This window comes from Streptomyces xanthophaeus, from assembly GCF_000725805.1.
GTDB classification, from domain to species: domain Bacteria; phylum Actinomycetota; class Actinomycetes; order Streptomycetales; family Streptomycetaceae; genus Streptomyces; species Streptomyces xanthophaeus.
Genome location: NZ_JOFT01000085.1, coordinates 1 through 3,442, shown reverse-complemented (window position 1 = coordinate 3,442; position 3,442 = coordinate 1). Strand labels below are relative to the sequence as shown.

Sequence of the window (3,442 nt, the reverse complement as noted above, 5' to 3'; positions counted from 1 at the left end):
CCGGCAACAACCCCGCCCGCGCCTGCGTCCGCAACGCACCCGCATCCAACAACACCGGCGCAACCAACGCCTCACCCAGACCCAACGCCCGGTCGAACAACTCCAGACCGAGCTCGACCGGGAGTGCACCGACGCCCTGTCGTGCCAGTCGGGCGAGTTCGGCCTCGTCCAGGGTGCCCGTCATCCCGGTCGTATTCGCCCAGAGGCCCCAGGCCAGCGAGGTCGCCGGCAGACCCTCCGCCCGACGGGACGCAGCAAGCGCATCCAGGAACGCGTTCGCGGCGGCGTAGTTCGCCTGACCGGAACTGCCGACCAGCGCCGCAACCGACGAGAACAACACGAACGCCGACAGCTCCATACCCGCCGTCAACTCGTGCAGATGCACCGCCGCATCCAACTTCGGACGCAGCACCCGCCCGAGCTGCTCCGCAGTCAACGGTCAACGGCCGCTCCAACGAACCGACCAACTGCGCGAGTTCGTCGCGGTCGGCGACATCACAAGCCTCGACCCGCACCCGCGCACCCAGCGCCTCCAGCTCACCGACCAGATCCGCCACACCTTCGGCGGCCCTGCCCCGACGGCTGAGCAGCAGCAGGTGCTTCGCCCCGTACTCCCGCACGAAGTGCCCGGCAAACGACGCACCCAGACCACCCGTGCCACCGGTGATCAGGACCGTGCCCTCCGGATCCAGCGGAGCCGGAACCGTCAGCACGACCTTGCCGACATTGCGGCCCTCACGCAGGAACCGGAACGCGTCCGCGCCGCGGCGCACGTCCCAGCTCCGGATCGGAGAATGGCGCAGAGCACCCGCCTCGAACAGCCCCACCAGATCCCGCAGCATCTGCTGGATCCGGTCCGGCCCCGCCTCCAGGAGGTCGAAGGCAACGTAGCGGACCCCGGGGCGTGCCCCGGCCACCGCCTCCGCATCGCGGATGTCGGCCTTGCCCATCTCCAGGAACCGGCCACCGCGCGGCAGCAGGTCCAGGGACGCGTCGATGAACTCACCGGCCAGTGCGTTCAGGACCACGTCCACGCCCGCCCCGCCGGTCGCCTCCAGGAACTGCTCCCGGAACGACAGGTCACGGGAAGACCCGATGCGGTCGCCCAGCACTCCGGAATCGCGCACCGCGTCCTGCTTCGCCCGGCTTGCGGTCGCGTACACCTCGACGCCCCAGTGGCGGGCGAGCTGCACCGCAGCCATTCCCACGCCACCGGCCGCCGCATGCACGAGCAGCCTCTCGCCGGACTGCACACCGCCCAGATCCGTGAGCGCGTAGTAGGCCGTCAGGAACACCAGCGGCATCGCGGCCGCCTCCGTGAACGACCAGCCCTCGGGCATCGGCACGACCATCCGGTGATCGGTGATCCCGACCGGCCCGAACGGATCCATCAGCAGACCCATCACCCGCTCGCCGGGGACGAGGCCGGTCACGTCGGCACCGACCTCCAGGACCACACCGGCAGCCTCACTGCCCAGCGGGGCCTCACCCGGATACGTACCCAGCGCGATCAGCACGTCCCGGAAGTTCAGACCCGCGGCCCGAATACCGATGCGTACTTCCTGCGGTCCGATGGGACGTTCGGCATCGGAGGGCAGGATCGCGAGACCGTCCAGCGAGCCCTTGCTCTCGATCCCCAACCGCCAGGCACGGCCCGCCGGCTGGACCGCAGTCCGCCCCAGACGCGGCGCCAACAGCTCACCCGACCGGACGGCGATCTGCGGCTCGTCCAGCGCCACGACCGCATCCCAGTCCAGCCCCGCGCCCGGGTTCTCCGACTGCGCACTGCGCACCAGACCCCACACCGGAGCCTGCACCAGATCCGGCGCCTGCTCCCCCACAGCAACCGCGTTGCTCGTCACGACGACCAGGCGGGTCTCCCGAAGGGCCTCGCTGGCCAGCCACTGCTGGAGCATGTCCAGCGTGCTCGCGGTGACCGCCCGCGCGGCCTGCACCGTATCGAAGTCCGACGGCGACTCGCGCCGCGAGGTCCGCAAAACGCTCACCCGGTACCCGGCACCCACCCAGCACCGCCAACCGGACAGAGCCGCCCGGCTGACCGGTCACCGCAGTCCAGTCGACCTGGTACAGCGAGCTGGGGGTCTGCTTCGGTCCCTGGAGCTGCGACTGGTCGACGGGGCGGAAGGCCAGCTTGGCCACGCTCGCCACCGGCGCGCCGTCTTCCCCTGCGATGTCGATCCGCAGCGCGGACTCACCGGCCGGGGCGATCCGGACGCGCACCCGGGCCGGACCGTTCTGCCCGAACCGGACGCCGGACCATGAGAACGGCAGCAGCGCGACCGACTTGTCACCGGTGGTCAGGCCTTCGAGTCCACCGTGCAGCGCCGCATCGAATACGGCCGGGTGAATGCCGAACGTGCGGTCGGCCCCGATGTGTTCGTCGAGGAGCGCGACCTCGGTGTAGACGAAGTCCTCGTCGCGCCAGGCTGCCTGTACTCCCTGGAAGGCCGGACCGTAGTCGAGACCGAGGTCGGCGAACCGGGGGTAGACGTTGTCCACCGCGACCGGTTCCGCGTCGGCCGGGGGCCACTCCTCCGGCCAGTCGGTGACGGCGGCGTCCGCCGTGGTGAGGGTTCCACGGGCGTGGCACTTCACCTGGTCCGCGGCGCCCTCGCCTTCGGGGCGCGAGTACAGCGCCACGTCACGGCGCCCCTGCTCGTCGGGCTCACCGACCTTGACCTGGATGTGTACGGAGGCGTTGTCGTCCAGGATCAGCGGTGCTTCGAGCACCAGCTCCTCGACCACCGGGCTGCCCGCCTGCCGACCGGCCGCACCGGCCAGCTCGACGAGTGCGGTGCCGGGGACGATCACCATGCCCAGGACCACGTGGTCCCGGACCCAAGGAGCGGAGTCCTGCGAGAGGCGTCCGGTGAACACCCACTCGTCCTGGTCGCCGACCGGCACGGCCGCGCTCAGGATGGGGTGCTCGATCCGGCCGAGTCCGGCGGCGGCCGGGTCCCCGGCGCCCAGACCCGGTGCCACCCAGTACCGCTCGCGCTGGAAGGCGTACGTGGGCAGCTCGACGCGCTGCGCGCCGGAGCCCGCGTAGAACGCATCCCAGGCGATCGGCAGCCCGGCCACGTGCGCCTGACCCAGGAAGCCGGCGAAGGCCTCGGCCTCCCCGACACGAGCACGCAGCACCGGCGCGAAGACAGCCCCGTCGGTGTCGAGGGTCTGCTGGGCCAGCGCCGTCAGGACGGCATCGGGACCCACCTCGACGAACCGGGTCACGCCTTCGTCGGCGAGCGTCCGGATGCCGTCCGCGAAGCGGACCGCCTCCCGCACGTGGGAGACCCAGTAACCGGGGTCGGTCAGCTCATGGGTGACGAGCGCGCCGGTCAGGTTCGATACGACGGCCACCTGGGGCTGGTGGAACGTCAGACCCTCAGCGATGGCTCGGAACTCGTCGAGCATCGGCTCC

Annotated in this window: 2 pseudogenes; both read right to left on the bottom strand. The window is 71.1% G+C overall.

Features of this window, described 5'->3' with window-relative positions:
• Positions 1 to 1,934 (bottom strand): annotated as a pseudogene (locus IO30_RS48210) (MDR/SDR family oxidoreductase); the annotation flags it as partial.
• 244 nt (positions 1,935 to 2,178) lie between these two features.
• Positions 2,179 to 3,435: pseudogene (locus tag IO30_RS41035) on the bottom strand (polyketide synthase dehydratase domain-containing protein); the annotation flags it as partial.
• Between the last annotated feature and the right edge of the window lie 7 nt (positions 3,436 to 3,442).